The 23,854-nt window shown below is 59.3% G+C and carries 11 protein-coding genes; 7 read left to right on the top strand and 4 right to left on the bottom strand.

What is annotated here, in order from left to right; genetic code table 11:
- On the top strand, nt 1-1,419 hold the full coding sequence (gene gndA / locus KB449_RS13295; protein ID WP_282908844.1) for an NADP-dependent phosphogluconate dehydrogenase: 1,419 nt from the start codon (nt 1-3) through the stop codon (nt 1,417-1,419).
- Between the two features lie 84 nt (nt 1,420-1,503).
- Here the strand turns inward: gndA and KB449_RS13290 are convergent, their stop codons facing one another.
- Complete coding sequence (locus KB449_RS13290) at nt 1,504-3,183, bottom strand: hypothetical protein (protein ID WP_282908843.1); 1,680 nt, start codon at nt 3,181-3,183, stop codon at nt 1,504-1,506.
- Entirely contained in the window at nt 3,180-9,893 is a 6,714-nt protein-coding gene (locus KB449_RS13285) for a DUF7507 domain-containing protein (protein ID WP_282908842.1), read from the bottom strand. The genes KB449_RS13290 and KB449_RS13285 overlap by 4 nt, the downstream gene beginning before the upstream one ends.
- Nucleotides 9,894-10,165: 272 nt before the next feature.
- On the opposite strand from KB449_RS13285, the gene KB449_RS13280 reads away from it, so the two are divergent.
- Nucleotides 10,166-13,942 (top strand): cadherin-like beta sandwich domain-containing protein, encoded by a 3,777-nt coding sequence (locus KB449_RS13280; RefSeq protein ID WP_282908841.1) that lies wholly within the window; start codon nt 10,166-10,168, stop codon nt 13,940-13,942.
- A 110-nt stretch (nt 13,943-14,052) separates the two neighbouring features.
- Here KB449_RS13280 and KB449_RS13275 read toward each other — a convergent pair whose 3' ends face one another.
- Both KB449_RS13275 and KB449_RS13270 read right to left on the bottom strand, forming a co-directional pair.
- Nucleotides 14,053-15,345 (bottom strand): arsenic transporter, encoded by a 1,293-nt coding sequence (locus tag KB449_RS13275; RefSeq protein ID WP_282908840.1) that lies wholly within the window; start codon nt 15,343-15,345, stop codon nt 14,053-14,055.
- Between the two features lie 162 nt (nt 15,346-15,507).
- Nucleotides 15,508-15,966 carry a hypothetical protein gene (locus KB449_RS13270; RefSeq protein ID WP_282908839.1) on the bottom strand — a complete coding sequence of 153 codons (459 nt, stop codon included), beginning with the start codon at nt 15,964-15,966 and terminating at the stop codon, nt 15,508-15,510.
- A gap of 269 nt (nt 15,967-16,235) precedes the next feature.
- Here KB449_RS13270 and KB449_RS13265 point away from each other — a divergent pair, with 269 nt between their 5' ends.
- The 5 genes from KB449_RS13265 to KB449_RS13245 all read left to right on the top strand — a co-directional run bounded on the left by KB449_RS13265 (nt 16,236) and on the right by KB449_RS13245 (nt 23,830).
- On the top strand, nt 16,236-18,080 hold the full coding sequence (locus KB449_RS13265; protein ID WP_282908838.1) for an assimilatory sulfite reductase (NADPH) flavoprotein subunit: 1,845 nt from the start codon (nt 16,236-16,238) through the stop codon (nt 18,078-18,080).
- A 29-nt stretch (nt 18,081-18,109) separates the two neighbouring features.
- Nucleotides 18,110-19,834 carry an assimilatory sulfite reductase (NADPH) hemoprotein subunit gene (cysI, locus tag KB449_RS13260; RefSeq protein WP_282908837.1) on the top strand — a complete coding sequence of 575 codons (1,725 nt, stop codon included), beginning with the start codon at nt 18,110-18,112 and terminating at the stop codon, nt 19,832-19,834.
- A 166-nt stretch (nt 19,835-20,000) separates the two neighbouring features.
- Complete coding sequence (locus KB449_RS13255) at nt 20,001-21,431, top strand: extracellular solute-binding protein (protein WP_282908836.1); 1,431 nt, start codon at nt 20,001-20,003, stop codon at nt 21,429-21,431.
- Between the two features lie 428 nt (nt 21,432-21,859).
- Entirely contained in the window at nt 21,860-22,849 is a 990-nt protein-coding gene (locus KB449_RS13250; RefSeq protein WP_282908835.1) for a zinc-dependent alcohol dehydrogenase, read from the top strand.
- A gap of 24 nt (nt 22,850-22,873) precedes the next feature.
- Nucleotides 22,874-23,830: an ABC transporter permease gene (locus tag KB449_RS13245; RefSeq protein ID WP_282908834.1), complete on the top strand. Its 957-nt coding sequence runs from the start codon at nt 22,874-22,876 to the stop codon at nt 23,828-23,830.
- Nucleotides 23,831-23,854: the final 24 nt, after the last annotated feature.

Genomic DNA, 23,854 nt, shown 5'->3' with positions numbered 1-23,854 from the left:
ATGAGCAAGCAGCAAATCGGCGTGGTCGGACTTGCGGTAATGGGCAAAAATCTCGCCCTGAACATCGAGAGCAAAGGCTTCTCTGTCGCGGTATACAACCGTTCGCCGGAGAAGACTAAGGAACTGCTGGAGGAGGCGAAGGGCAAAAACTTCGTCGGCGCGTACAGCGTCGAGGAGTTCGTCCAATCGCTGGAGACGCCGCGCAAGATTTTGATCATGGTAAAGGCCGGCAAGCCGACGGACGATACGATCGAGCAACTGGTACCGTATCTTGATCAAGGCGACATTTTGATCGACGGCGGCAATGCATATTTTCCGGATACGCAGCGCAGAAATAAAGCGTTGCAGGAAAAAGGCTTCCGCTTCATCGGCGCCGGCGTATCCGGCGGCGAGGAGGGCGCGCTGCACGGTCCCGCGATCATGCCGGGCGGGCAAAAGGACGCTTATGCGCTCGTCGAGCCGATCCTGACGGCGATCTCCGCCAAGGTGAACGGCGATCCCTGCTCGACGTATATCGGCGCGGACGGCGCCGGCCACTATGTCAAAATGGTGCATAACGGGATCGAGTACGGCGATATGCAGCTGATCGGCGAAGCGTACCACCTGCTGAAGGACGTACTCGGACTCGGCGCCGCCGAGCTGCACGAGATTTTCGCCGAGTGGAATCAAGGCGAACTGGACAGCTACCTGATCGAGATCACGGCCGATATCTTCTCCAAGACCGATCCGGAGACGGGCAAGCCGATGGTTGACGTCATCCTCGATTCGGCGGGGCAAAAGGGAACGGGCAAATGGACGAGCCAAAGCGCGCTCGATCTGGGCGTGCCGCTATCCATCATTACCGAATCCGTCTTCGCCCGCTTCCTGTCGGCGATGAAGGAGGAGCGCGCCATCGCCAGCCGCAAGCTGACCGGACCGGAAGCTTCGAGCTACGACGGCGACCCCAAAGCATTCATCGAAGCGGTACGCCAGGCGCTTTTCGCCAGCAAGATCGCTTCGTATGCCCAAGGCTTCGCGCAGATGCGCGCCGCTTCGGACGCTTACGGCTGGGATCTGAATTACGGCGGCATCGCCATGATCTTCAGAGGCGGCTGCATTATCCGCGCAGGCTTCCTGCAGAACATCAAGGACGCCTACGACCGCAATCCGGAGCTGCAAAACCTGCTGCTGGACGAATACTTCGGCAACGTCGTGCGCGATTATCAAGGCGCATGGCGCAAGGTCGTCGCTACGGCCGTTACGAGAGGCATCCCGGTACCGGCGTTCGCCTCGGCGCTCGCTTACTACGACAGCTACCGTACGGAGCGTCTGCCGGCCAACCTGCTTCAAGCGCAGCGCGATTACTTCGGCGCGCACACGTTCGAGAGACTCGACCGCGAAGGCAGCTTCCATTTCCAATGGATCGGCGGCCAGCAATAATCGGACGCGATCGTCGCCCAGAGTAACCCAAAAAGCACGCCGCATCCGCGGCGTGCTTTTTGGGTTACTCGCCTTATGAGGCGCTCATTCGTCGCTCCCCTCGACCTGCACCCTGTATTCGTTCGATTGCGACGCACCCGCATGCGCCAGGCCGTTCAGCGCAAACGTAAACTTCGCCGTCAAAAATCCTTCGATGATTTCCAGTATCGTATTCTCGGGAACGGTCACGCGGTAGCCGATCCGTTTGGTTTGATCCGGGTCCAACGTTCCCAGCGCCGCCGATCCGTCCAGCGAGATCGCGACGGGCGTACCGTCGACCTTGATACCGTAACCCGCGAGACGGGTTCCCGCAGGCACGAGCCCTTCAACGACAACAGACGCTGCCGCATTGCCGTCGTTTTTTACCTCGGCGCGGAAAAAGATCTCGTCACCCGGGAACACTTCCGCGGGATCGGCAGTCACCTTGATGACGATCAAAGGCGAAACGATCGTGGTGACGACGGTGTCGGATGCGGCGACCGCACGCACCGCGCGGCCGTCGTTCAGTCGATACGCATAAATAAGCTGTGCCTGATTCGTATAAGAGGGCAGCGGATCGGCACCGTTCGCGAGCTGTGGTAAGCTGGCTTGAAAAGTGACGGTCACGCTGCCGCCCGGGCCGATCGTGCCAAGCCCGATACCCGAAGCGGGCGAAGCTGAAGCGGCAGATATACCGCCGACGATCACGCTCCCGGCGATAAAGGTCAGTCCGCCCGGCAATAGATCCTGAAGCGTCGCTTCGATCGCGATCCGCGAGGCGTTGTAAGCGACCAGCGTATACGTAATCGAGTCGCCGGGCGCCGCCTGACCTGGGCTTGCCGTCAATGTCAGCGCCACCTCCGGCTTGACGACGACGACGGAAGCCGTGTTCGTGCCCGTCGAATAAGACTGCCCCGACGCCGAATAGGAGACTAGCGCATTCACCTGCAGGACGCTGCCGTCGGGCAGATCACCGACCTGCCCGGCAAACGAAACGACCGCAGAACCGCCCGCTGCAATGGTCCCGATCGCGATATCCGTCAACGGCGAAGCGCCTGGCGCACGGACATCGTCGACCGTGACGCTGCCGGTCAGGAAGGTCAGGCCCTGCGGGAGCGTCGCGGCGACTTGGACGCCTGTGACCGGATCCGAGCCTTCGTTCACTACGACGATATCATAGTAGACGACGTCGCCAGCGAACGTCTGGCTCCATCTGGTGCGAATCATCGCCGACACCTTGACGCCGATTACGGGTACGGTCACTTCGTTGGATTCCGCCTTGCCGCGAGAGATTCGGCCCTCCGGGGTCGCAAAGGCGAACTCGGCGCGAGCCCGGTTCGAGATCGCGCGCGATTCGGGGATCGCCGTCACGATGAGCTGCAACGATACGGCGACTTGCCCGCCGGGCGCGAGGCTGCCGAGCGGGATCCCTGCAGGGGGATCCGCGCCTGGCAGCGGCATGCCGTCGAGCAGAACCGAGTTCGAGACGAAGGATGTACCCGCAGGCAGCGGATCGTACAGCACGACGTCGGCCGATGCGTTGCCTGCGTTGGCGACGAGCAAGCGATATACGAGCGTGGACCCGAGTTCCGCCTTCGCTGCGTCCGTCGACTTGCTGACTGAGATCGCCGGGCCGTACAGCGGAATCGAAACGACGTTGGAATAGGTGACGGACGGATGAAACCCCGACGTGAACCGGACATGCGACTGGTTGCGCAAATACGGATCCGGCAGGAGGGGCGTCATACCGTTACGACCTGGACCTGGAACGTGACGGTGACGGTCGCGCCCGCCGCGATCGAGCCGACCGCGATGCCCGTATTCGGGTTGGCGGCGGGCCGTGCGATACCGTCGACCGTGACGCTGCCGCTAACGAATACCGTGCCTACGGGGACCTGATCGACGATGACGACATTGTTCACGGTCTCGATACCGCTGTTTTCGACTAGGATCGTATACGTGATGACGTCGCCTACGATGGCGTCTACAGCGTTCGTGCTCTTGGTGACGACGACATCCGGCGAGGACACCGGAATGACGAGCGTATTCGATGCGGCGCTGCCCGTGAGCACGCGGCCGTCCGGCGGCGAATAGGTATAGGTCGCCGTCGCCTGATTGGACAGCTGCTGCGGAGAAGGCAGCGCATCTACCGTAACCTCGAGGTTGACGGTCACGTTCACGCTGGCGCCTGGAAGCACAAGCCCGACGGGGACACCGTTCGACGGATCAACACCCGGCTGCGGCACGCCGTTTACCTGGACGCTATTCGGTACGAAGGCCGTTCCCGCTGGAATCGAATCGGTCACTGTCAGATCGGCAGCCAAGTTGCCGGTATTCGTAATATTGATGCTGTAGAGGACCGTATCGCCTACGGTCGCGTTCGTCGTATTCGCGGACTTCAGCATGCCTATAATCGGCTGGAATACGGGTGTTACGACCGTATTGGAGAACGTTGTCGCAGAGAACGCGCCGGAGGTGAAGCTCACGGATGCCTGGTTGCTGAGGGTGTTGGGAACAGGCAGCGACGTAACATTGATCGTATATGCGACGGTTACCGTGGCGCCTGGCGCGATCGATCCGAGAGAGATGCCGGCTTGCGGATTCGCGTTCGCCCGCGGCACGCCGTCGACAGTCACGCTGCCGGGGACGAAGACAGCGCCGGCTGGCGTCGGATCGCTCAGCAGCACATTGTTGACGTTTTCGATGCCGTTGTTCTGAACGACTACGGTATAGACGAGATTGTCGCCGACGACGGCATCGGTCGCCGAAGCGGTTTTCGTCACGCCGACATTCGGCGCGCTGACCGGCACGACGAGCAGGTTCGAAAGGAACGCACCGCCGAACGCGCGTCCGTCGGGAAGCGTATAGGCGTAGGTCGAGGAAGCCTGGTTAGACAGCAGCTGACCGGGCGGCAGCGAACCGATGACGACAGAGAACGTGACCGTTGCCGTCGTGGAGACGCCAGGCACGAGGACGCCTGCAGAGGGGTCCTCGCCTGCGGCCGGCTGCCCGTTGATCAGTACGCTGTTCGGCACGAGCGTCGTTCCTGCGGGAATGTTGTCCGTTACCGTAACGTTGGCCGGATAGTTCCCCGCGTTCGTTAGCGTGATCGTATAGGCGACCGTATCGCCGACCGTAGCGCTTGAGGTGTTGGCGGTCTTGACCGCGGACAGGATCGGGATATAGACCGGCGTCGTGACGGTATTCGAAAAAGTAACGCCGGAAAAGGCGCCGGACGTGAACGTCACCGTCGACTGGTTGGACAGCGTCTGCGTCTGCGGCAGCGACGTGACCGTTACGTTAAATGCCACCGTGGACGTCGCGCCGGGGGCGATTGTCGCAATGCTGATACCCGTCGCCGGGTTCGCGGCGGGACGCGCGACGCCGTCCACCGTCAGGGAGCCGGGCACAAATGCCGTGCCTGCCGGAATCGGATCGGTGAAGATGACGTTGTTAACGCTGGCTATCCCGTTGTTCGCAATGACAGTCGTGTAGGTAACAGTATCGCCGAGCGTCGTCGTCGTGGTCGTGGTGCTCTTGGAGACCGCGACATTGGGCGCGGACACCGGAATCGTAACCGTATTGGAGGGGACGGATCCCGTCAGCGTGCGCGAATCGGGCAGCGTAAATGAATACGTGGCCGTTCCCTGGTTAACGAGCTGCTGCGGAGACGGAAGCGTGTTGACGACAACGGAAAACATGACCGTGCGGGTGCCGCCCGCTTCGATCGGGCCAAGCGCGATACCGGTCGAAGGATCCGAGCCAGGGATCGGAAAGCCGTCGATGATGACGCTGTTCGGCACGAAAATGGTGCCTGCCGGCACATTGTCCGTCAAGGTTGTCGTCGCGGGATAGTTGCCCGTGTTCGACACCGCGAGCGAATAAGTTACGGTATCGCCCACCGTCGCATTGGCCGTGCTGGCCGATTTTACCGCCGAGATCGTCGGCTGGAAGACGGGCGTTACGACCGTATTGGAAAAAGTCGTGCCCGAGAAAGCGCCGGAAGAGAAGCTGACGGACGCCTGGTTGCCGATCTGGGCGGGACTTGGCACCGAGACGACATTGACGCTGAAAACGACCGTCGAGGTGCCGCTCGGCGCGATCGTGCCGAGCTGAATGCCGCCCGACGGTATCGCCGCGGGAGCGGGAACGCCGTTCACGAGAACGCTGCCCGGCACGAATGCCGTGCCGGCGGGTGTTGGATCCGTGAACAGCACGTTAGTAACCGCTGCGATGCCGCTGTTCAGTACGGTCACCGTATACGTGACCGTATCTCCGAGGGCGACGGCCGTCGAAGGCGTCGCTTTAGAGACGGCTACATTTGGGGCGGACACGGGGAACGTGACGGTATTGGATGTCACGTTCTGCGTAATCGTGCGTCCGTCCGGCGGCACGTAAGTAAGTACGGCGGAGGCCGTATTCGACAGCTGCTGCGGAGACGGCAGAGACGTGACGACGACGGCGAAGGTGACGACGACGGTCTGACCGGGCACCACGATACCGAGCGGGATAGGCGTGGTCGGCGTAGCGCCGGGCTGCGGGACGCCGCCAACGATGACGCTGTTCGGCGAGAAGGTGGTGCCTGCGGGGATCGTGTCGGTGACGGTGACGCTTGCGCCGAAATTGCCTGAATTGGACACGTTTATCGTATAGACGATCGTATCGCCTACGGTCGCATTGCTCGTATTTGCGCTTTTGACGAGCGCGATCTGCGGCTGATACACAGGCGTGACGGTCGTATTCGAAGCCGACGTGCCCGAGAAGACGCCGGACGTGAAGCTGACCGTCGATTGATTTGTGATTTGAGACGGTATCGCCATCGTGATTTTCACCTCGAATGTGACGGTAGCCGAAGCGCCGGGGGCCAAGGCTCCGATTAAAATGCCGGATGTCGGATTCGCGAGCGGCCTCGCGGCGCCGCCTACAAACACGCTTCCGGACACGAACGAGACGTTTGCCGGAAGCGGGTCGCTGAAAACAACATTGTTCACCGCAGTGATCCCGTTGTTGGTGACGACGGCGCTGAACGTCAGCGTATCGCCGACGATGCCCGATGCCGGCGCGACAGCTTTGACGACGCGCACATCCGGCGCGGAGACGGGTACGGACGATACATTGGATACGGCCGAGCCGGGAATTTGCCTGCCGCCGGGCAGCGTGTATGTGTACGAAGCGGAGGCTTGATTGTCCAGGCGTTGAGAAGGCGGCAGCGCGTTGATCGTAACGACGAAGCTGACGACGACGGTCTGACCGGCGCCGACGGTCAGCGGGATGCCGGTGGCAGGACTGACGCCAGGCGTCGGTATATCCCCGACGATGACGCTGTTCGTTTGAAAAGTAACGCTGGCAGGCAAAACATCGGTGATCGTCGTTTGTGCCGCGGTATTGCCGGAATTGGCGACCGTTATGAAGTAGGTGAACGTATCCCCGACGGTCGTTTGCGTCGCACTGGCGGTCTTCGCCATGGACAGCGCGGCCTGGAATACGGCGGTGACGGCAGGGGCGGAAGCCGAAGTGCTCTGGAAGGCGCCTGACGTGAAGCCGACGGTCGCCTGATTGGACAGCTGGGCCGGATTCGGCAGCGAGACGACGGTCGCCCGGAAAACGACGGTGACCGGGGAGCCGGGACTCACAGTGCCGAGCGGAACGCCTGCGAACGGATTCGCGGACGGCGACGACACGCCATTGATGGTTAGACTCCCAGGCACGAAGGAGGCGCCTGTCGGGACGGGATCGGTCAAAATGACGTTCGTCACAGGCTCGATACCGTTGTTCGCGGTGACGATCGTGTAGACGACCGTATCGCCAACCGCTGCGTTCGAGAGGTTCGCCGATTTCGTTACGGAGACGTTCGGCGCTGAGGCGCCGATCGTCAGCGTATTGGATACCGCCGTGCCGTTCAGCGTACGCCCGCTGGGCAGCTGGTACGTATAGCCAACGGCGCCCTGATCCACCAGCGTCGGCGGAGACGGGAGCGAGTTAAGCAGCGTACGGAATGTTACGGACACGGAGCCGCCGATCCCGACCGTGCCGAGCGGTATTCCCGCCAGCGGCGAAGCGGCAGGCTGCGCGACGCCGCCCACGGTGACGCTGCCTGCAACAAAGGTCGAGCCTGCCGGTATATTATCGGTCAGCGTCACCTGGGCGGCTGCAATGTTACCTGAATTCGCAACATTCAGCGTATACAGAATCGTATCGCCGACCGTGGCGTTCGCGCGGTCCGCGCTTTTGGCAACTGTAACGATCGGCTGGTACACCGGTGTCGTCGTCGTGTTGGACAGCGATTGACCGTTGAACGTACCGGAGCTGTAGGAGACGGACGACTGGTTGTTCAGCTGCGCCGGACTCGGCAGCGAGGAGACCCTTGCCTGGAAGGTCACGGTGACCGAGGCACCGGCTGCTATGGTGCCGAGCGCGATGCCGCTGGCAGGAGAAGCGGACGGACTCGAAGTGCCGCCTATGACCACGCTCCCCGCTACAAACGAAGTGCCGGCAGGGACGGCATCGGAGAGAATCGCGTTCGCAATCGCTTCCGTGCCGTTATTGGCGACGACCGACGTATAGGTCAGCGTCTCGCCTACGGCAACGTCCGTTAGACTCGCGCTTTTGACGACGGATACGTTCGGCAGCCTCACCGGAACGGTAACCGTATTGGAGGCTGCGGAGCCCGATACGGTTCGAAGATCGGGCGGCTGAAACGTATACGTTGACGTCGCTTGATTGACAAGCTGCGACTGGGCGGGCAGCGCGTTCACGCGCACCTGAAAGCTGACTGAAGTTGTAGCGCCTGCTCCAATCGTACCGATCGGGACGCCCGTCGCCGGATTCGCGCCCGGAACGATGGTTCCGTTCAGGCGGAAGGTGTTCGGTTCGTAAGCCGTGCCGGCCGGGATATTGTCAAAAAACGTCGTGGTCGCGGCGGCATTGCCCGAGTTCGCGATCGAGACTGTGTATGTCACCAGACTGCCGACGGTCGCATTGGCCGTGCTCGCAGTTTTGGTCATCGTGAGCACCGGCGAATACACGGGGATCGTGTATGAATTCGACGGAATGACGCCCGTTATGACCGAACCGCCGGCAACGCTCTGGAACGTAAAGGCTGCATTGGCGACGTTCGTCAACTGCTGCGGACTTGGCAGCGAAGTAACTTTTGCCTGGTAGGTCGTCGTAATCGAAGTGCCGAACGTCAGCGACCCGAGCGATACGCCGGTCGTAATGTCGAAGGTCGGGCGCGAGACGCCCGCCACGACGACGCTGCCCGCGACGAAGGTCGCGCCGGGCGACAGGGCGTCGGTGAGCACGACGCTTGCCGCGCTGGCTGTACCGGAGTTGCTGACGGTTACAGAATACGTCACGGTATCGCCTACGATCGGCCCCGTCACGTTCGAGCTTTTGGACACCGTGATGATCGGCGCGTTGATGTCGACCTGGATGGCGTTGCCGTTCAAGACATAGGCGTCGCCGGACGTCGTCAGGCTGAGCACGGCCGACGACTGATTGTTCACTAGGCGCGCGGATATGTCGACGTTCGTGATATCCCAGCCCTGGCGGCCGCCTACGATGTTCGTGCCGGGCGTCCCGTTGGTCTGATTTCGCGTGCCGAAAGTGCCTGTCGTATTCAGCTGTCCGAGGTCGTTGTTGATCTGCGACGCAAAAAAATTCGTCGCGAAATTGTTCGGCCCGGACAAGGCGACGAGGGAGGAGGCAGTCGGACCGAACAGCGCCTGATCGCCGGTCCGGTTCGCATCGCCTTCCTGCGCGCTAAACAGCGCCCTCCCGCCGAGCGCGCCCGAGACGGGCGTAGCGAAGCCGGTGAGCGTCGTATTGACAGGACCCGACGACGCCTGCACGAGTACGGCGCCGGCCCGGAGCGACAGATTGCGGAAGGGAAGCGTCGGATTCTGGTAGATGACGCCAAGCGTCCAGCCCGCGTGGTTGGCCGTCGAGTCGCTAGGAATGACGATCGTGCCGACAACGCCGGCGGTCGCGTAAGTACCCGCGCCTCCCGCTTGAATAAGCGAAGTGACATTGCTCGAGCGCACGTAAGCTAACGCGCCGTTGCCAAGATCGACTGAGTTGGCTGTGGCGGCGTCGGGCGAGACGCTGAACGTGCCTGTCGGCGTCGTCAAGCTGACCGGGTTGTTGATGGCCGAGGTCAGGTTGACCGACCCGTTGACATAAGTGCCGCCCCAGATTAGTTCCGCATACAGCACGGAACTTCCGGCGGGGAGAACGAGAACGGCGGCAGAACTGTTGACCAGATAATTGCTTGTCGTGCCAACCGGATAAGTACCGTACTGCGAAGCGGAGCTCGTTGTCGTAAAAGCCCCGATGCTGTCCAGCGTACCCGGGACGCCTGCCGTATCCGAGCGGCTGAGCCCGAGCGTGTTGCCGGTGAACGTTATGGCGCCCGTCGCGTTGAAGGTCGCCCGGACGATAAGCGGAATTGCGAACACCTCCTCTCCGTCCCATAAGCGATGACCATGCGCGATTGCCGCCGCGCATTGCGCATTATTTGAACTATATGAAGGATGAGAAGGAGAATTGTTCGTTCAAACATAAATTTTATCGAGGTTGAAGGAGACCTAATTGATTTTCATGTTTCATAAAAGTCTTTGTAGCTGATTTTCCAATTTTTCGATTATAATCGAGTAATTATGACAAGATTCTCATTCGCTTGCGCGAATGAGATTAAGCCGCTTTTTTCGTATCTAAAGGGAGTGTAGCCATGATTCGCAGCTGGGGGATTTTTGCGCTCGTATTTTTGCTGATCGTGGTGCCCGTATCGGTGCCGGTCGGCGGGTCTAGCGCCGCTGCCGCATCGTCGCGCATTGCGGTGATCAGATCGCTAAGCGGAGATGTGCAGGTGCAGAAGGCCGGCGGAGCCAAGACGTTCAAGGCATTCGCGAAGCTGAGCCTGAACCAGGGGGATAAGCTCATGACCGGAAGCGACGGGGCTGCCGAGCTGCAGTTCGCCAACGGGACGTCCGAGGACGATCTGCTCAGCGTAGGCGACAACGCGACGCTCTCCTTTTCGAAGCTGTCCGACAAAAAAGGAACGGTCACCAAAGTGAGCATGCTGAGGGGAACGGCCTGGGTGGATGTGAAGTCGATCAAGAGCAAGGAGGACGACTTCCGGCTAGAGACGCCGACGGCCGTTATGGGCGTGCGCGGCACGGCTTTTTATGCGTCCGTCCATCCCTTGTCGGGCTCGACGACGACGGCCGTACTGTCGGGCGTCGTTCAATTCGGGAAAATCGGACGCACGGCGTCCGGAGATACGACCTTGAACCTGTATCCGACACAGGAGATTACTGTGCATTCGGGCGATGACCCTGCCGCCGTGCCGGAGCAGACGATGCTGATGAATATCGGCGAGCTTGTGCGGGGAATGCCGCCGGCCGTGGTCGCCTCGCTGCTTCGAAGCAAGCAAAAAATCGACGATGAAAACCTGGAGATGTACGGCCGGTTTGCGCAGGACAAGCTGCCTGCCGCGCTTGGCGCGTCTGCCGAGGATCTGGCCCGGTTCAGGCAGAATACGCTTGATCTGTCCGGCATCTTCGCCAAGCAGGCGCTGGAGCAAAAAAAGATCGACCTCGCCCAGCTCAAGCAGATCGAGACGGAAGGACGCACGACGTTTAATCTCGACAAGAAGGAATTGCAGTTGACGGAAGCGGACAAAGAGAAGCAAGCAGCAGCCTTGGAGCAGGAGGCCGAAGCTGTCAAAAAACAGACCGAGACCGACGCGGCGAAGCTCAAATCGCTTCAGGGCAAGCTTGCGGAACGGCTGCAGGCGATCGAGCAAGCGAAGCTTGCGCAGCAGGCCGCCAACAAAAAAGCGGCGGAGGAAGCGCAGGCGAAGGCCGAAGCCGCGCTGCTGTCGCAGCTGAACGAATCGCAGAAGCAGCAGTTCCAGACGGACAAAATTTTGAATCGGACGATGCCTTCCGCACCGGTAGCAACGCCTGCGGCGACGCCGACCCCGTCATCCGAAGCGAAGCTCGCTTCATTGGATGTATCCGGCGCTGCGCTCAGTCCTGCCTTCATGCAAAGTCAGCTGTCTTACTCGGCTGCCGTTAACGCCGGCGTAGCGAGCGTAGATATTAGGCCTGTCGCGCTGGATTCGGCTGCGGCAATCGCCGTGAACGGGGAATCGCTCTCAAGCGGGGGCAGGACCGTATCGCTGGACTATGGCACGAACGTCATCGATATTCAAGTTATGTCGCCGGACCGCTCGACGACGCTTCATTATACCGTATCGATAACGAGGGAGCTGCTCGGCGTAGCGGACATCGCCATCGGCCCAGGCAGCCGGCAGATCGATTTCGCAAGCGGCAGCCTGTCGACGCCTTTCAGCGTGCCCGGCGATATTGCTTCCATTGAACTGACGCTAAAAGCTAACGAAGCTCCTGTCATTCAGGTGAATGGCACGCCCGTTTCGGCAACGCCCGCGCTGCTCGGCACGACGACGGCGGATGCGGCGGAGCTCTCCTGGCGCTTCAGCTTGCCGCTGCAGACGGGCAACAACGCGATCGCCATTACGGCCACGGCGGGAGGCAAGATTAAAACCTATATGCTGAACGCCAAGCGGCTGTCGTTGAATACGAACCTATCGAGTCTGTCGATCAAAAGCATGGACGGCCAGCGTAACTTCTTTGCGGCACTCGAACAGGACGGCAAGTTCAAGGTGACCGTTCCCGCCGCGATGACGGAGGGGCTGCTTAATTTCTGGCCCGGAGACAGCAGTTCCAAGCTTATCTTAGGCGGTTCCTCCTATGATTTCGGAGATGCGGCGCCAGTATCGCTGACATCCGATATAAACGAGCTGCGCGTGACGATTCGTTCTCAAAGCGGCGCGACGGCAGACTATACGCTGGTGCTCGATCGGATCCCGCTTGGCAGCGGCGGAAGCGCGGCGCTTGGCGGCATCCGGTTGTACGAGAACGGTTCGCCCGGCGCGTTTTTGGCTCCGGATGCCAATCTGCGCATGAACTCGGAAGTTGCGGTCGCGCAGTCCAGCGTCACGTTTACGATTTCATTTCCGGAAAACGATAATTACTGGCGTTACTTGTCCGTCTATCGAATGGACACCAATCAAAGCGTGTTGCCGGATTCGAACGCCAGGTATACGATACCGCTAAGCGCGAATGGCGATACCGCCATCGAATTCCGATTGCGCTCCGCCGATCAATCGGCATCGAGCATCTATAGCTGGACCGTCAAAAAGGTAATCATGGCCCAGCCGGCCAGTTGGAATAACGTCGCGGGACAACCTTTAATCGATCGGCTGACAGGCAGCGATCCAGCCGGGCTGCCGCTCACCTACGCCACGGTCGCGGGAAGCGGACCTTCGTTCGGCTCGCTCGCGCTGAACCCGGACGGGACATTCCAGTATCAAGCCGCGGCAGATGCGCAAGGCCTCGTAACCTTCGATTATACGGTCACTAACGGGACGGACATCTCCAGGCCTGCCACCGTGTCCATACTCGTTAAGCAACCGGCTCCAACGCTGGCCGGACTGGATCAATGGAATCTGGCAACGAACGGCACCCCGGTAGACCCGTTCTACATGGGGGAGTCTCCGCCCGGGTCCAATACTTTCGTCTTCGCCAAGTACGTCGACGTGATGCCTGACGTCATCGATTTGACCTACAGCTTCGACAATTCCGTTCAGACCGCGAATTTGAATTATGGCGACAGCCTGGGCGCGACTCATAACGTCGACCTGATTGCCGCCGCGGGTACCGCAGCCCTGACGAATCTCAAGTATGGCGAGAATCGGATACAGCTCGAATATACGCGAAGTGAAGGCGGGGGAGCGACGACAAGCTATACGGTTCAAATCAAGCTGTATATCAATTCCTTGTCTTTGTATACGCCGCAAGCGATATCGGACGGTACGACGACACCGGTATTCATGGCTGGAATGAAAGCTTATGTTGCAGCGGTGCCGGCAGGCACCGGCCAGATCCGTCTTCAGCTCCAAGCGGCCGATCCCTACAGCACTTTTGAAGTCGAGTCGGGCGGCATGCCGATCGCCGATGACGGCAGCGGCTATCTTGCCGGCCTGTCCGACGGCTGGAACCGGATTACCGTCCGCTTGAGCCGACTGGGGATCGGCAATGTCGTCGACGTTTACGACATCGATATTTATAAGGGAGACGACGAGCCGAGTGGTTACTCGCTTAGTTTAACGGGAACCGCCGTCTCCGGCGGAACTGCGGTCGCGTTTGCCAGGGATACAGGCCGGTCCACGCGCTGGCTGAGCCAGGCGCCGGCGGGATCGACGGCAATCATGCTGTCTCCGGTTGCAGGCTACGCCGACACCTATATTGGCGGCGTGTACCTGATGAAGCCGGGCGGCATATGGGAATGGGTGAACGCCACCGCGCAGGGATCGGGAATTTACCGTTTGCCGCTCGATGGGGGCGGCGCCCGCGCCTACATCCTGGTCAATAAGTTCGGCAGGCCGCCGCTCGTATACGAAGTCGACATTACGCCGTAAGCCGGCAGAAATAAAACGGCAAGCCGCTCTTCCTTATAAAAAAGGGGGAGCGGCTTTTCGTCGCCGGCATCCTCCGATACAATCCTTACGCGTACAGAAATGATGCCGCTTTAACCGATGATTTTGAGCCAGAGATACAGCCCCGACAGCGTGATGAACAAGACGGGGACGGTAAGGACGAAACCCGTTTTAAAGTAGGCGCCCCAGGTGATTTTTACGCCTTTGCCGGAAAGCACGTGGAGCCAGATCAGCGTAGCCAGCGATCCGATCGGCGTAATCTTGGGACCGAGGTCAGAGCCGATGACATTGGCGTAAATAAGCGCTTCGCGGACGAGGCCGGTGGAATGCGCCTCCTGAATGGCGAGCGCATTGATCATGACCGTCGGCAGATTGTTCATGACGGATGACAGGATGGCGGCGATAAAGCCGGCGCCGATAGCGGCCGCGAACAAGCCTTGTTCGCCCACCCATGCGAAGACGTCGCCCAGCTCGTCGGTCAAGCCGACGTTGCGCAGTCCGTATACGACGACGTACATGCCGACAGAGAAAAAAACGATCGCCCACGGCGCGCTCTTGACAAGCCTGGCGGTGTGAATCTCCGGGCTCTGCCTGGCCATGAGAATAAAGAGGATTGCGGCGGCGCCGGCGATGGCCGATATCGGCACGGCGATGAACTCGCTGAGCAAATAGGCGATCAGGAGGACGGACAGCACGAGCCATGAGATTTTGAAGAGGCGCATGTCTTTGATGGCTTCTGCAGGCTGTTTCGCCTGGGTCCAATCGTACGCTTTCGGCATGCTTTTCCTATAGTACAAATAAAGAACCAGCAAGCTGGCGCCGACGGAGAACAACGTGGGGACGACCATCCGGCCTGCGTATTCCGCGAAACCGATGCCGAAAAAATCGGAGGATACGATGTTCACCAGGTTGCTGATGACGAGCGGAAGAGAGGCCGTGTCGGATATAAATCCGCTAGCCATCACGAAGGGCAAGATCATGCGTTCGTCGAACTTGAGCGCTCTGACCATGGCAAGGACGATGGGCGTTAAAATAAGAGCGGCTCCGTCGTTTGCAAAAAAGAAAGAGACCGCAGCGCCCAGCAGAACGACGTAAACGAACATGATCCGGCCGTTTCCTCTGGCCGCACGTGCAACATGGAGCGCCGCCCATTCAAAAAAACCGATCTCGTCGAGCACGAGCGAGATGAGGATGATCGCGACAAAAGTAAGTGTCGCATTCCAGACGATGCGAGTCACGTCGCCTATGTCGGCGAAATCGACAACGCCGCAAGCCAGGGCGATCAGCGCGCCGCCGCAGGCGGACCATCCGATCCCGAGGTTGCGGGGCTGCCAAATCACGAAAAGAAGCGTAATAAGAAAAATAACGGATGCGATTGCGAGCATAACGATAAAACAACCTCCAAGTATGGCAGCGAAAATAGAATCGCTTCATTATAACTTGTATTCGCTCGATTGGAAGGCTTCCTTTTTAATTTACATGTAAAACAAATCAACGGCCGATCGACTAGCGATCGGCCGTTGATTAGATAAAGCGCTGCTCTCTCGTTAAGACGTTGTCGTACCGGCCTGCGCAAGCCCGTTAAAGCTGACGGGCCCCAAAACCGTGACGACCGGTTCTCCGGCTGCCGCGACGAACATCGTGTAACGGATCTCGCGGTTCGCCACGAATAGGGCTGGAGGGAAGTCGGCGGCTGCGAAGGTGATGAGACGATTGCCGGGGCCGTCCATTAAGTCGACGGCTGCCGTATAGAAAATTACGCCAGAACCGAAAATAGCGGAACCTCCGCGTTGAACGTAGACAGTTACCGTACTCGCTGCAACGCCGCTTACGCCGATGGTGCCCCACAACTCGACTCTGACGTTCCCTTCATTCGCCGTGCCGACAACGGCAGCGGTTTGCAGACCGATATCGCCTAAAAGCACGGGCGTCGGGGATAACGTTTGCGTGCCTGCGCTATCGTTGCGGTTAAGCGACAAACGAGAGTCCAGAAACTGGATTGTCATTTGAAATCCTCCTTTGCGTAGAAGATACTTCATCATATGAACCTGAAGGAGCCAAGCTCCGGCTAACGCGGACGACTCTACCCATTTTGAGAATAAACGGCGAAAGCCACCGGATTTTATAACCGCTATCAAAAATCCTTATATTCGCATCTATCCTCATGGCGCATCACATGTGGTATAGTTTTCAAAAGGATTATGAATCGCGCGGCGCGGCTTCGGCATATCCGGGGTCGTCATTCGTCATTCGAACTATCGTGAGGTGGAGAACGTTGCAATTGCAGGCAACCAACAGTCCGTTCAGCCAGGAGCAGGCAGATCTTCTGAATAAGCTGCTGCCGGGATTGACCGACGCGCAAAAAAATTGGCTTAGCGGATACCTGATCGCATCCGCTTCGGCGCAGGCGATAGCGCCTGCCGCAGTCGCACCGCAGGCATCGCCGGCCGCGGCTCCTGCGAGCAAGGAAGTTACGATTCTATACGGCTCGCAGAGCGGCAACGGCCATGGCATCTCCAAAAAAGCGGCTAAAATGCTCGAGGAAAAGGGATTTCAGGTCACCCTGTCTTCGATGAGCGACTTTAAAACGAATCAGCTTAAAAAGGTGGAGCAGCTTCTCGTCGTTGTCAGCACGCACGGCGAAGGCGAGCCGCCGGACAATGCGATTTCCTTCCACGAATTTTTGCATAGCAAGCGCGCGCCGCGACTAGAAGGCGTGAAGTTCTCGGTGCTGTCGCTCGGCGACAGCTCGTACGAGCAATACTGCCAGACGGGCAAGGAGTTCGATGCGCGACTCGAGGCGCTCGGCGCCACGCGTCTCCACGATCGCGTCGATTGCGACGTGGACTTCGAGGAGCCGACGAAGGCTTGGCTCGAGGGCGTATTGACGCGGCTGACGGAAGCGCAGGGAGGCGGGGGCGCGGCAACGGCGCCTGTTGCGGCTCCGACAGCCGAGGCACCAAGCGCGCCCAGCGCGCCGGCGGCGGAGTCCGTCTATTCACGGACGAATCCGTTCGAGGCCGAGGTGCTCGCGAATATCAACCTCAACGGCCGGGGATCGAACAAGGAGACTCGCCATCTCGAGCTCTCGCTCGAGGGATCCGGACTTGTATACAAAGCCGGCGACGCGCTCGGGATTTACCCGCACAACGATCCGGAGCTCGTCGATCTGCTGCTCGCGGAGACGAAGTGGGATCCGCAGACCGAAGTGGTCGTAGGCAAACAAGGCGATAAGCGCCCGCTGCGCGACGCCCTGATCGAAAACCTGGAGATCACCGTCCTGACGAAGGCGCTCGTCGAGAAGCTGGCGCCGCTGGCGACGAATCCGGATCTGGCCCAGCTCACTGCAGCAGGGAACGAGGCGGCCGTCAAGGCTTACGTCAAAGGCCGGGACCTGCTGGACTTCGTACGCGATTACGGTCCGCTGCAAGGCAGCGCGCAGGACGCGGTATCGCATCTTCGCAAGATTCCGGTGCGGCTGTACTCGATCGCAAGCTCGCAGACTGCCAATCCGGACGAGGTGCATCTGACGATCGGCGCTGTCCGCTACGATGCGTTCGGGCGGGCCCGCAAGGGCGTCTGCTCCACGCAGACGGCCGAGCGTCTTGAAGTCGGCGACAAGATCTCCGTGTACGTGCAGCCCAACAATCACTTCAAGCTGCCCGAAGATCCCGGCACGCCGATTATCATGGTTGGACCCGGCACGGGCATCGCGCCGTTCAGGTCCTTCATGCAGGAGCGGGAAGAGACCGGCGCAACAGGGCCTTCATGGCTGTTTTTCGGCGACCAGCACTTCACGACCGACTTTCTGTACCAGACCGAGTGGCAGCGCTGGATCAAGGACGGCGTGCTGACGCGAATGGACGTCGCGTTCTCGCGCGACACGGACGAGAAGGTATACGTGCAGCACCGCATGCGCCAGCATGCCAAGGAGCTGTACGAGTGGCTGGACAAAGGCGCCGTCTTCTACGTGTGCGGCGACATGAAAAACATGGCGAAGGACGTTCACCAGACGCTGGCGGAGATTATATCCGCAGAGGGCGGCAAGAGCCTGGAGGAAGCCGAAGCGTACCTCGCCGAGATGAAAAAGAGCCACCGCTACCAACGGGACGTATATTGATCGCGAGATAGAGGGGAGTACCGTTCAGAATGGCAAAAAACAAACTAAGCGCGCCGGGAGGCAATCCCAGCGACGTCGAGCGCATTAAGCAAGAGAGCAATTATTTGCGCGGTACGCTGGCCGCTTCGATGCTGGAGCCGATCAGCGCAGGCATCTCGGACGACGACAATCGGTTGATGAAGTTCCACGGCAGCTACCTGCAGGACGATCGCGACCTTCGAAACGAGCGGCAAAAGCAGAAGCTTGAGCCCGCCTACCAGTTCATGCTGCGGGTCCGCATGCCGGGCGGCGTCGCCCAGCCGGGCCAGTGGCTTGTCATGGACGAGCTTGCCCGCAAGTACGGCAACGGCACCTTGAAGCTTACAACGCGCCAGACGTTCCAGATGCACGGCATCCTCAAGTGGAACATGAAAAAGACGATCCAGGAGATTCATCAGTCGCTGCTCGATACGATCGCCGCTTGCGGCGACGTCAATCGCAACGTCATGTGCAATCCGAACCCGTACCAATCCGACATTCACGCCGAAGTATACGAATGGTCCAAGCGGCTCAGCAACGACCTGCTGCCGCGGACGAGAGCGTATCACGAGCTGTGGCTCGACGAGGAGATGGTCGCCTCGACGCCGGAGCAGGAGCAGGACGAATACGAGCCGATGTACGGTCCGCTCTATTTGCCGCGCAAGTTCAAGATCGGCATCGCCGTACCGCCTTCCAACGATATCGACGTCTTCTCGCAGGACCTGGGCTTCATCGCGATCGTGGAGGACGGCAAGCTCGCAGGCTTCAACGTCGCGATCGGCGGCGGCATGGGCATGTCGCACGGCGACAAGGAGACCTATCCGCAGGTGGCGAAGGTCATCGGCTATTGCAAGCCGGAGCAGATCTACGATGTCGCCGAGAAGATCATCACGATCCAGCGCGACTACGGCAACCGGTCCCAGCGCAAAAACGCGCGCTTCAAATATACCGTCGATCGGCTCGGCCTGGAGAACGTCAAGGCCGAGCTGCATAATCGCCTCGGCTGGACCCTGGAAGCGGCCAAGCCGTATCACTTCAACGACAACGGCGACCGCTACGGCTGGGTGCAGGGCGTTGGGGACAAATGGCATTTTACGATGTTCATTCAGGGCGGACGCGTCGCTGATTTTGAAGGCTTCGAAATGATGACGGGACTGCGCGAGATCGCCAAGGTGCATACCGGCGACTTCCGCTTGACCGCCAACCAGAACCTTATCATCGCCGACGTCACGCCGCAGAAAAAAGAAGAGATCACCGAGCTTCTCGGCCGCTACGGACTGATCGACGTTCAGCAGTATTCGGGACTGCGCCGCAGTTCCATGGCATGCGTCGCGCTGCCGACGTGCGGACTGGCCATGGCCGAAGCCGAGCGCTACTTGCCGGTGCTTATCGACAAGATCGAAGGCATCCTCGACGAGACCGGGCTGCGCAACGAAGAGATCACGATCCGCATGACCGGCTGTCCGAACGGCTGCGCGCGTCATGCGCTTTCCGAGATCGGATTCATCGGCAAGGCGCCGGGCAAGTACAATATGTACCTGGGCGCCGCGTTCGACGGCAGTCGACTGAGCAAGATGTACCGGGAAAATATCGGCGAGGAAGAAATTTTGCGCGAGCTGGGAACGCTGCTTCCGAGATATGCGAAAGAAAGAGAGAGCGGGGAGCACTTCGGCGACTTCGTCATCCGCGCAGGCGTCATCGCGGCGACGACCGACGGCATGAATTTCCACGCATAACAAGCTTCTGACATTACTTCTGTAAGGCATTAACAAAGATCCGAGGGGACGGCTCGCCTGGCGAACCGACCGTCGGGTCTTTTTTTGGCTTGCCGCGTTGACTTTTCCTATGAAATGTTTGAGAATATATCTGATGTTCAAGATGAGAGAGACAGGTGAAATATACATGAGTTATAAATTAGATCGCCCCTCTTTCCAGGAACGACTCGATTATTTCGTCAATGTCATCCGCACGGATATTATAAACGGCATCCGGCAGGATGGCACGTACCTGCCTGCCGAGAGCGCGCTCGCCAAGCAATATCAATTGAGCAACAAATCCATCCGCAAGGGGCTCGACCAGTTGGTCGAGGAGGGACTGATCCAGAAGATCGACCGGGTCGGCAGCATGGTGACGCCGCGCCCGAAGGCTTCGATCACGCTAAACTTCGGATGTCCGATCTCGCTGACCACGGACTTCCTGATCGACGATCTGATCGCGGAGTTCGGCCGGCGCAACCCCGGCATCCACGTACGCAGAATTACGCTCAATCACTTAAGCTACGCCCAATCCGCCCAAGAGATGATCGATAACGGCCTGCTGGACGTCGTCGCTTTCAACAGCCCGCAATTTCAGGAGTGGACGGAGGAGGGGCTGGTTCCGCTCCTGGAAAAGCTTGAATCGGACCCGGACATTTATCCGATCGCCGAAGAAGCGTTTATCGTAGACGGCGTCAGCTACGCGAAGCCGATCTCCTTTTCGCCGGTCGTCCTCTGCTACAACAAGCGGCATTTCCGGGAAGCAGGCATCCACGAGCCTGACAGCTATTGGACCTGGAGCGATCTGATGCGCGAATCGACACGGCTGTCCAAGGCCCGTGGCCGTCACGGCATCTATTTCTTGCCCGCCTCCGAGAACCGTTATCCCGTGTTCTTGCTGCAGGGCATGAACCGTCGCCCGAGCGGCGCCAACGGACGGGAACCCGGCGATGACATGCAAAGAGGGCTGCAGGCGCTGAACGGTCTGATCGGCAACCGGGAGGTATTCCCGAATTATTGGGCGCAGGGCAACGACGAGACCGTACAGCTGTTCGCGGAAGGCCAGGTGTCGGTCATTCTTTGCACGTACTTCAACCTGAACGAATTCGCGCATCTGCCGCTGGAGTACGATATTTGTCCGCTGCCGAGCCTGCAGCGCGGCGATCCGCAGCGCACGCTGCTGCTCTCCATCGGCATGTCGCTCGTCAGACATTCCAAATGGAAGGAAGCGGCGCGGCGATTCGTCGACTTCCTGGCCTCGGCGGATGCGCAAAATGTCATTCGCGAGCGAACCGCCAGCATCCCTGCACGCAAGGCGTCGGCGGAACAGCCGACCGCGGAAGGGAGAAATCAGCCTTCGCGATACGCGATGTTCCGCGAGATGTTTCCCTCCTTTTCGTACCATCGGGATTTGGGGCTTCAGATCAAAGATCTCAAGCAATTCACCAAGTGGCTGAAGGAGTATTGGTCCGATATGATCGATGCGGATACGCTGCGCATCAAGCTCGGGGAGCTGTATGGCAAAGGTCTTAAGCCTGGCGAGTCGGATACATCAGTTGATGAAATTGCACACCGATAAAGCCTTATCAAGTACATCAGAAGCCGTTTCTAATGTCATTTCGATGACAGGGAAGCGGTTTTTTTGTTTTTCTTGGTCGCTTGAGGGCTGCAGGTCAGCGATTTTTGCGTGTGAAGGCAGTCGAGTGTTAACGAGTCCACGGGAATGCAGCGAGAGATTCAGAGCTGCCAAAACGCCAAAATAAGGATCAAAAACCGATTATTTATGATAACGATTACATGATTGACAGGACTGCATGTTACCGCATTCACGACAACGTCTCGCGACAATCTATGTGGAGGTTTCATAAAAGCTTCGGAATCGATGATTTAGGGTTGACGGCCTTTTTGTTAGCTGTGTATAATCAGTACATCAGATGTACATCAAATCAATTGTTTTGGGATTTACAATGATTAACAGGTAAATCAAGCATAAACCAGGAGGCGCATATGCGAGCGATCAAGAGCCGGAACGGTACAGCGGAAATCGTCGATCTGCCGGAACCCGAGATTAAACCGCAGCATGTCAAAGTCAGAATCGATTACTCGTCCGTCAGCATCGGTACCGAGCTGCTCATGATAAGGACGAACCCGGGGGCGCCGCTGGGCTACAGCGCGACCGGCATTGTCATCGAGACGGGTGAGGGAGTCACCCATGTCGTGCCCGGACAGCGGGTCGCCTGTTACGGCAGCCCTGCACACCGGGAGGTGATGCTGTCGCCCAAGCATCTGACCGTCCCCGTTCCGGATGGCGTCTCGCCAGAGGAAGCGGCGTTCAGCGGGCTCGGCGCGATCGCCGTGCATGCGCTTCGCCAAGCCGAGCTGAAGTTCGGAGAGACGGCGCTTGTCGTAGGGGTCGGCATATTGGGACAGATCATCGCGCGGATCGCGCATGCCTCCAATTATCGCGTTATCGGACTGGAGCCTTTTGAAGAGAGAAGAGCGATGCTCGCCTCCGCCGGCATTCGCCATGCTTGCAAGGACAGCGAAGAGGTCGCTGCGGCGCTGAAGGAGACGACCGGCGCTTTCGGTGCGGACGCGGTGCTCGTATGCGCAAGCAGCCGGCAGACCAGCCTGATCGACGACTCCCTAGGATGGCTGAGAGATCGCGGGCGGGTCGTGATCGTCGGAGACACCGGTACCGCGTTCGACCGCGACTTGCTTTTCTCCAAGGAAGCGAGCGTTCACATCTCGCGCGCCGGCGGACCCGGGCGCTACGAGCCCGACTATGAACAACGCGGCGTCGATTATCCGATCGGGTACGTCCGCTGGACGGAAGGACGCAACGTGCAGGATTTCCTGAGGATGATCGAGGAGAAGCGCATCGATATCCGGTCGCTGATCTCGGATCGGGTCTCGATGCACGAACTGCCGGAGCTGTACCGGCAGTATGCCTCGGCGCCCCGGAATAAAATGGGCATCGTCGTCCGCTTCGATTAGAGCGGCGGGAGAGGAGCGATCGGCATGTCGAAAGGAAACGCGCAAGCCGCCGACGTATCGGGCGGATACGTACATCAGCCTTCTCTGCGAAGCAAGATATGGCGTTACCGCTGGCTTTATGTGTTTATGATACCGGGCATTCTCTATTATCTCGTCTATCATTATGTACCGATGTTCGGATTGGTCGTAGCGTTCCAGGACTACAATCTGATGAAAGGCGTGACGGGCAGCGCCTGGGTCGGATGGGACAACTTCAGGGCGGTATTCGAATCGCCCGACTTTCCGCAGCTGATGAAAAACACCGTTCTCCTTAGCATTTACCGCCTCGTGTTCGGCATGCTGCCGGATCTGCTGCTGGCGCTCATGCTGAACGAGATCCGGGTCAGGTGGTTCAAAAAGACGATCCAGACGCTTACCTACGGCCCGCACTTCCTTTCCTGGATTATCGTCTACGGCATCATGTTCTCCTTTTTCGCGCCGGGCTCGGGGCTGGTGACGACGTTCTTCCGGGATATGGGCTGGGGCGATATCGATGCGCTGACCAACTCGGAACTGTTCCGGCCGATGCTCGTCATGACGGACATCTGGAAAAGCACCGGATACGGCGCCATCATTTACTTGGCAGCGCTTGCCAACATCAACCACGAGCAATATGAGGCCGCCGCGATCGACGGCGCCAACCGCTGGAGCCAGCTATGGCACGTAACGCTGCCCGGCGTCCGCGACGTCTTCATGCTGCTCGTCATCCTCCGGCTTGGCGGCATTCTCGATGCGGGCTTCGAGCAGGTGTACATTTTCCTCAACGTTCGCGTTTACGACGTCGGCGACATCCTCGATACATGGATCTTCAGGCGCGGCATCGAAGAGATGAATTACAGCGTGCCGGCGGCGGTCGGCGTGTTCAAGTCGGTAATCGGCTTCGTCCTCGTGCTGGGCGCGAACAAGCTGGCGAAGCGATTCGGCGGCTCCGGCATCTGGTGAGGACAATCAGCATCGAACGGAGGT

Source organism: Cohnella hashimotonis, from assembly GCF_030014955.1.
In the GTDB taxonomy this organism is placed as follows: domain Bacteria; phylum Bacillota; class Bacilli; order Paenibacillales; family Paenibacillaceae; genus Cohnella; species Cohnella hashimotonis.
The sequence above is the reverse complement of the archived record's forward strand: the minus strand, read 5'-3'. Positions and strand labels throughout refer to the sequence as shown.

What these genes read in the sequence shown, in the direction of transcription:
- KB449_RS13250 (WP_282908835.1), top strand. Translation starts at nt 21,860, where the DNA reads ATGCGAGCGATCAAGAGCCGGAACGGTACAGCGGAAATCGTCGATCTG.
- KB449_RS13255 (WP_282908836.1), top strand. Translation starts at nt 20,001, where the DNA reads ATGAGTTATAAATTAGATCGCCCCTCTTTCCAGGAACGACTCGATTAT.
- KB449_RS13280 (WP_282908841.1), top strand. Translation starts at nt 10,166, where the DNA reads ATGATTCGCAGCTGGGGGATTTTTGCGCTCGTATTTTTGCTGATCGTG.
- KB449_RS13270 (WP_282908839.1), bottom strand. Translation starts at nt 15,966, where the DNA reads ATGACAATCCAGTTTCTGGACTCTCGTTTGTCGCTTAACCGCAACGAT.
- KB449_RS13290 (WP_282908843.1), bottom strand. Translation starts at nt 3,183, where the DNA reads ATGACGCCCCTCCTGCCGGATCCGTATTTGCGCAACCAGTCGCATGTC.
- KB449_RS13275 (WP_282908840.1), bottom strand. Translation starts at nt 15,345, where the DNA reads ATGCTCGCAATCGCATCCGTTATTTTTCTTATTACGCTTCTTTTCGTG.
- cysI (WP_282908837.1), top strand. Translation starts at nt 18,110, where the DNA reads ATGGCAAAAAACAAACTAAGCGCGCCGGGAGGCAATCCCAGCGACGTC.
- gndA (WP_282908844.1), top strand. Translation starts at nt 1, where the DNA reads ATGAGCAAGCAGCAAATCGGCGTGGTCGGACTTGCGGTAATGGGCAAA.
- KB449_RS13245 (WP_282908834.1), top strand. Translation starts at nt 22,874, where the DNA reads ATGTCGAAAGGAAACGCGCAAGCCGCCGACGTATCGGGCGGATACGTA.